The sequence below is a fragment of the Streptomyces sp. NPDC006739 genome (assembly GCF_042869815.1).
Lineage (GTDB): Bacteria > Actinomycetota > Actinomycetes > Streptomycetales > Streptomycetaceae > Streptomyces.
In genome coordinates this window covers 412,607-418,651 of the sequence record NZ_JBIAGM010000001.1, presented here as the reverse complement: position 1 = coordinate 418,651, position 6,045 = coordinate 412,607, and the positions used below count along the sequence as shown (strand labels likewise).

The following is a 6,045-nucleotide window of genomic DNA, read 5'->3' as shown; positions in this document are numbered from 1 at the left end:
GGTCCCGACGACCCGGTCGTCCGGCTGGCCGACGAGCCGCCCCCGGCGCGGGCCGAGCGCCGGCGCTTCCGGGGCCGCCGGCCGTGATCCGCCGGCCGGGAGGGTCCCGACGACCCGGTCGTCCGGCTGGCCGACGAGCCGCCCCCGGCGCGGGCCGAGCGCCGGCGCTTCCGGGGCCGCCGGCCGTGATCCGCCGGCCGTGGACCCGTGAGCCGTGAGCCGTGAGCCGTGCCACCTTCCGGGTAAGGGGCGAACCACGGCACCACTAGTGACATCCGCGCATTCAATGCGTACGCTCCTGAATATGGATATGCACACTGTGGTGGTGGGGACGTCCGGTGTCACCGCGTCCGACGTTCTCGCCGTGGCGCGCGGCGGCGCCCGCATCGAGCTGTCGGCGGAGGCGGTGGCGGCCCTCGCCGCGGCACGCGGGATCGTGGACGCCCTGGCGGCCAAGCCGGAACCGGTCTACGGCGTCAGCACCGGCTTCGGTGCCCTGGCGACCCGGCACATCAGCCCGGAGCTGCGCGCCCAGCTGCAGCGCAACATCGTCCGCTCGCACGCCGCCGGCATGGGACCGCGGGTGGAGCGCGAGGTCGTACGGGCCCTGATGTTCCTGCGGCTCAAGACCGTCTGCTCGGGACACACCGGCGTCCGGCCCGAGGTCGCCCAGACCATGGCCGACGTGCTGAACGCCGGCATCACCCCGGTCGTGCACGAGTACGGCTCCCTCGGCTGCTCCGGCGACCTGGCCCCGCTCTCCCACTGCGCCCTCACCCTGATGGGCGAGGGCGACGCCGAGGGTCCGGACGGTGTCGTACGACCGGCAGGCGAGCTGCTCGCCGAGCACGGGATCGCCCCCGTCGAACTGCGCGAGAAGGAGGGCCTCGCCCTCCTCAACGGCACCGACGGCATGCTCGGCATGCTGGTCATGGCCCTCGCCGACCTGGACACCCTCTACAAGTCCGCCGACGTCACCGCCGCCCTCTCGCTGGAGGCGCTGCTCGGCACGGACAAGGTCCTCGCCCCCGAGCTGCACGCCATCCGCCCGCACCCGGGGCAGGGCGCCTCCGCCGCCAACATGCTCGCCGTCCTCAAGGGCTCCGAGCTCACCGGGCACCACCAGGACGACGCCCCCCGCGTCCAGGACGCCTACTCCGTGCGCTGCGCCCCGCAGGTGGCCGGTGCCGGCCGTGACACCCTCGCGCACGCCCGTCTGGTCGCCGAGCGCGAGCTGGCCTCCGCCGTCGACAACCCGGTGGTCCTGGCCGACGGGCGCGTCGAGTCCAACGGCAACTTCCATGGCGCCCCGGTCGCCTACGTCCTCGACTTCCTGGCCATCGCCGCCGCCGACCTCGGCTCCATCGCCGAGCGCCGCACCGACCGGCTCCTGGACAAGAACCGCAGCCACGGGCTGCCGCCGTTCCTCGCGGACGACGCGGGCGTGGACTCCGGGCTGATGATCGCCCAGTACACACAGGCCGCCCTGGTGAGTGAGATGAAGCGGCTGGCCGTACCGGCCTCCGCCGACTCCATCCCGTCCTCCGCCATGCAGGAGGACCATGTGTCGATGGGCTGGTCGGCCGCCCGCAAGCTGCGCACCGCCGTCGACAACCTCACCCGGATCGTCGCCATCGAGCTGTACGCCGCGACCCGCGCCATCGAACTGCGCGAGGGACTCACCCCGGCGCCCGCCTCCCGGGCCGTGATCGAAGCGGTACGGGCCGCCGGCGTCCAGGGCCCCGGTCCGGACCGGTTCCTGGCGCCCGACCTGGCCGCCGCCGACGCGTTCGTGCGGGACGGGAGCCTCGTGGCCGCCGCGGAGACGCAGACCGGGCCGCTGCGGTAGCCGTCCGGCACTCACGTGGACGGGCCCCGGCCCCACCGGGGCCCGAACCGTCACTTCAGCTCGGTGGCCTGCGCCTTGACGACCGCGGCGGGCACCGCGTGGGCCTTCTCGGCCATCATCTGAATCCGCCCCGGTCCAGTGCGAGCACCGGGCGGCACTTCTCCTTGGCGGCCGTGACCCGGCTCCTGGCCGGGGCCACCGGCTTCAGTGCGGCGACCTCGTAGCCGCTCACGTCACCCTTGGCGAGGGCCAGCCTCTGCAGCTCCGCGGCGCCCAGCGCCTTCAACTAGAAACCCAGGCGTTCCCGGCGCACCGAATACGCCACGAAACCGGCACCCATGGCCAAGAAGGCCGTGCCGCCGACGACGTACGGAGTGGTGTCGGGGCTTCCCGTGTCGGCGAGTTGGGTGCCGTCCGCCGAGGCCGAGGCGGTCTCGGCGGTCGCCTCCGACACGGCCCTCGCCTGCTGCGTGACCCGTGTCGCCGCCTTCTCGGCTCTCGCCGGGGCGTCCTGGGACGCGTGGGCGGACGGGACGAACCACAGGGCGCACAGGAGGGTCCCTGCGGCGGTGGCGGTCAGCAACGGGCGGCGAGCGGATGACACGGAATATCGATCCCCTTGTGACGCTGGCGAATTGGCCGTGTGGGGCGATGTTAGTGAAAGTCGCGGGTCACGGGAAAGTCACGGGAGGTTTCAGTCGTACGCTCCCGCCATGAGCACACCAGAGACATCACGTTTTGTACGCCTCAGGGTGGATCTGGTCCTCGAAGTCGAGGACCAGGACGCCCTGACCAAGGCCGCGCTGCGCCGCCTCGCCGGCGATGCCGAACTGCCGCAGGAGGAGCGGACCCACGCCGAGGCGGCTGTGACGGAAGACACCGCCGAGGCCCTGGCGTATCTCGTCGATCCGTTCGACCTGGTCAGCGAGGTGCCCGGCGTCGACCTCCAGCAGGCCTCCTGGTCCAGCGAGCGGATCGAGTACGACCCGGACTCGCCGGACTGGGAGATCGACGGGGATGATGGGGACGACGACGAAGAAGAAGAGGGCGGCATCGGCTGAGCGTCCCGGGGAACGCGTGACCCCGGACGGCAACCGCCGTCCGGGGTCTTTTCGTCTCAGGGGGCGCACGGCCGACTCCCGCACCCCCTGCCCCGGGCGGAGTGGTGTGGACCACACTCCGAAGAAAGTGGAACGGGACGAACCGGCCGTAGCGTTGAAGGTTCTCAACGGGGGAATCTCGGGGTTCGCGAACTCGGCAACGATGGAGAAGCGTGTGATGACGGACAGTAAGCGGCGCAAGGGCCTCATGGCCGCGTCCGCACTGCTCGGCGGTGTGCTGGTGCTCTCGGCCTGTTCCGGTGGCGACCACAAGTCGTCCGCCGGCGGCGGTGGCGACAGCTCACAGGCCCAGGCCGACGAGGCGGCAGCCAAGAAGTCGTCCAAGGCCCAGATCACGATCACGCCCAAGGACGGCTCGAACAACGCCTCCATCAACAACTCCGCCGCCGTCACCGTCGCCAAGGGCACCCTCACCAGCGTGAGCATGACCACGGCGGACGGAAAGGCCGTGCCCGGCGCGCTGTCCGCCGACAGGACGAGCTGGAAGCCCACCGCCCAGCTGGACCGCTCGACCACCTACAAGGTCGCCGCCGCCGCCAAGGACTCCGACGGTCTGGTCGCGCACGAGAACGCCTCCTTCACCACGGTCTCCCCGGCCAACAGCTTCATAGGCAACTTCACGCCGGAGGACGGCTCCACCGTCGGCGTCGGCATGCCCGTGTCGATCAACTTCGACAAGGCGATCACCAACAAGGCGGCCGTGCAGAAGGGCATCACGGTCAGCTCCAGCAGCGGCCAGGAGGTCGTGGGCCACTGGTTCAACGCCAACCGCATCGACTTCCGTCCGGAGCAGTACTGGAAGGAGAACTCCACCGTCACGCTGAAGCTCAACCTCGACGGTGTCCAGGGCGCGAGCGGCGTCTACGGCGTCCAGCAGAAGACGATCACCTTCCACATCGGCCGCAACCAGGTCTCCTACGTCGACGCGAAGACCAAGCAGATGAAGGTCGAGCAGGACGGCAAGGTCGTCAAGACCATCCCGATCTCCGCCGGTTCCCCCGAGCACACCACGTACGAAGGCATCATGGTGATGTCCGAGAAGTTCAAGCAGACCCGGATGAACGGCGCGACCGTCGGCTTCACGGACGACGACGGCAAGGGCGAGTACGACATCAAGGACGTGCCGCACGCCATCCGCCTCACCAACTCCGGCACCTTCCTGCACGGCAACTACTGGGGCGCGAAGTCCATCTTCGGCAGCGTCAACACCAGCCACGGCTGCGTGGGCCTGTCCGACACCAAGGGCGCGAACGATCCGAACACCCCGGCCGCGTGGATGTACAGCCACTCGATCCTCGGTGACGTGGTCGTCGTCCAGAACACCGGCGACAAGACCGTGGCCCCGGACAACGGCCTCAACGGCTGGAACATGAACTGGGCGCAGTGGAAGGCCGGTTCGGCCGTCTGACCCGTCTGACCCGTCCGCCCCGGCCCCGTCCGGCCTCCGGTTCACCGCCGGTCCACAGCTCCCGATGCCGCCCCCAGGGGCGGCATCGGCGTTTCCGGGGCGGCCCACGGCCTTCTCATGCATCTCTTATGACGGCCTTATCCAGTCATCACGGCGGGTCCCTACCTTGCGGCCATGTTCTTCACCTACTTGAGGCGCGAGCTGCGCCGCCGCAGAAAGGCGGCCCTCGTCGTCGCCTCCGGTCTCGCCCTCGGCATCGCGCTGGTCATCGTGGTCAACTCCGTGTCCAACGGCATGGGCAAGGCCCAGGACAAGGTCCTCCAGTCGCTCTACGGCCTGGGTACGGACATGACGGTCACCAAGGCGGCCGACCCGACCGCCGACAGCTCCCAGCGGCCCCGCTTCAGCTTCGGCGCGCGGCAGAACGGCGACGCCTCGACCCAGAGCAGCGACCGGGTCCGGGTGCAGGGCTTCACCACCCTGGCCGCCTCCACCGTCTCCGAAGTGGCGGGCCAGAGCGGTGTCTCCTCGGCGGCCGGCGGCCTGAGCCTCGATGTGATCAAGGTCAGCGGCCAGTTCACCCGGGGCCAGTTCCGGCAGAACGGCAACGGCAACGGCGGCGGCGAGCAGGGCGGCGGCCGCGGCGGCGGGCAGCCGCAGGGTGAGGTGCAGGGCGGCGGCGCCAACTTCGACGTCAACCAGTACACGGTCTTCGGCACCGACGTCACCAGGACGAGGCTGGGCCCGCTGACCTCGTCGAAGATCACCGGCGGCCGCACCTTCAAGCCCACCGAGACCGATGCCAGGGTCGCGGTGGCCGACTCGGCGTACGCCAAGGAGAAGAACTACAAGGTCGGTTCCACCGTCACCGTCAAGGGCGTCACGTTCACGGTGATCGGCCTCGCGACCGCCGACAGCGGTGACGCGGCGGCCGATCTGTACATCCCGCTCCAGCAGGCGCAGACCCTGGCCGGCGAGAAGGACAAGGTCACCACGATCTACGTGAGGGCGACCGACTCGCAGCGGATCGACTCCGTCAAGAGCGCCATCCAGAAGAACGTCTCCGGTACGACGGTGACGACCTCGGCCGACCTCGCCAAGACCGTCTCCGGCTCCCTCTCCACCGCCTCCAGCCTGGCCGCCAACGTCGGCAGATGGCTGTCCGTCGCGGTACTGCTGGCCGCCTTCCTGGTCGCCGGACTGCTCACCTCCGCCGCCGTCTCCCGGCGGGTGCGGGAGTTCGGCACGCTCAAGGCGCTGGGCTGGAAGTCGGGCCGGGTGACCCGGCAGGTGGTCGGCGAGGCCATGGTCAACGGCCTGGTCGGCGGCGCCCTCGGTATCGCGCTGGGCCTCGCGGGCGCGTACGCCGTCACCGCGATCAGCCCCTCGCTGCAGGCACAACTCGGCGCCACCGGCGGCGGCTCGGGAGGCTCCGGCGGCTTCGGCGGCGGTGGCGGCTTCGGCGGGGGCGGCTTCGGCGGCCAGGGCCGCCGGGCGGCGAAGACCCTGGAGGTGGCGCTCACCGCGCCGGTGAGCCTGACGACGATCGCGCTGGCGGTCGCGCTGGCGGTCGCCGGTGGTCTGATCGCGGGGGCGTTCGGCGGCTGGCGGGCGTCGCGACTGCGGCCGGCGGACGCGCTGCGGCGCGTCGAGTAGACGCCCCCGGA

Annotated in this window: 6 protein-coding genes; 4 read left to right on the top strand and 2 right to left on the bottom strand. The window is 70.9% G+C overall.

What is annotated here, in order from left to right; all coding sequences use genetic code 11:
- Positions 1–310 precede the first annotated feature (310 nt).
- Positions 311–1,849 (top strand): histidine ammonia-lyase, encoded by a 1,539-nt coding sequence (hutH, locus tag ACFYMM_RS01925; protein ID WP_388383298.1) that lies wholly within the window; start codon positions 311–313, stop codon positions 1,847–1,849.
- Between the two features lie 115 nt (positions 1,850–1,964).
- Here the strand turns inward: hutH and ACFYMM_RS01920 are convergent, their stop codons facing one another.
- On the bottom strand, positions 1,965–2,135 hold the full coding sequence (locus ACFYMM_RS01920; RefSeq protein WP_388382823.1) for a hypothetical protein: 171 nt from the start codon (positions 2,133–2,135) through the stop codon (positions 1,965–1,967).
- Positions 2,136–2,453, bottom strand: a complete 318-nt coding sequence (locus tag ACFYMM_RS01915) for an LAETG motif-containing sortase-dependent surface protein (RefSeq protein ID WP_388382822.1) — start codon at positions 2,451–2,453, stop codon at positions 2,136–2,138.
- Between the two features lie 109 nt (positions 2,454–2,562).
- On the opposite strand from ACFYMM_RS01915, the gene ACFYMM_RS01910 reads away from it, so the two are divergent.
- The 3 genes from ACFYMM_RS01910 (at position 2,563) to ACFYMM_RS01900 (ending at position 6,034) form a co-directional block, all read left to right on the top strand.
- Positions 2,563–2,910: a hypothetical protein gene (locus ACFYMM_RS01910; RefSeq protein WP_388382821.1), complete on the top strand. Its 348-nt coding sequence runs from the start codon at positions 2,563–2,565 to the stop codon at positions 2,908–2,910.
- A 217-nt stretch (positions 2,911–3,127) separates the two neighbouring features.
- Entirely contained in the window at positions 3,128–4,378 is a 1,251-nt protein-coding gene (locus ACFYMM_RS01905; RefSeq protein ID WP_388382818.1) for an Ig-like domain-containing protein, read from the top strand.
- A 174-nt stretch (positions 4,379–4,552) separates the two neighbouring features.
- Positions 4,553–6,034: an ABC transporter permease gene (locus tag ACFYMM_RS01900; protein WP_388382816.1), complete on the top strand. Its 1,482-nt coding sequence runs from the start codon at positions 4,553–4,555 to the stop codon at positions 6,032–6,034.
- Positions 6,035–6,045: the final 11 nt, after the last annotated feature.

Bases quoted from the DNA above. Each gene is read 5' to 3' on its own strand.
- hutH (WP_388383298.1), top strand. From the start codon at position 311: ATGCACACTGTGGTGGTGGGGACGTCCGGTGTCACCGCGTCCGACGTT.
- ACFYMM_RS01910 (WP_388382821.1), top strand. From the start codon at position 2,563: ATGAGCACACCAGAGACATCACGTTTTGTACGCCTCAGGGTGGATCTG.
- ACFYMM_RS01905 (WP_388382818.1), top strand. From the start codon at position 3,128: ATGACGGACAGTAAGCGGCGCAAGGGCCTCATGGCCGCGTCCGCACTG.
- ACFYMM_RS01900 (WP_388382816.1), top strand. From the start codon at position 4,553: ATGTTCTTCACCTACTTGAGGCGCGAGCTGCGCCGCCGCAGAAAGGCG.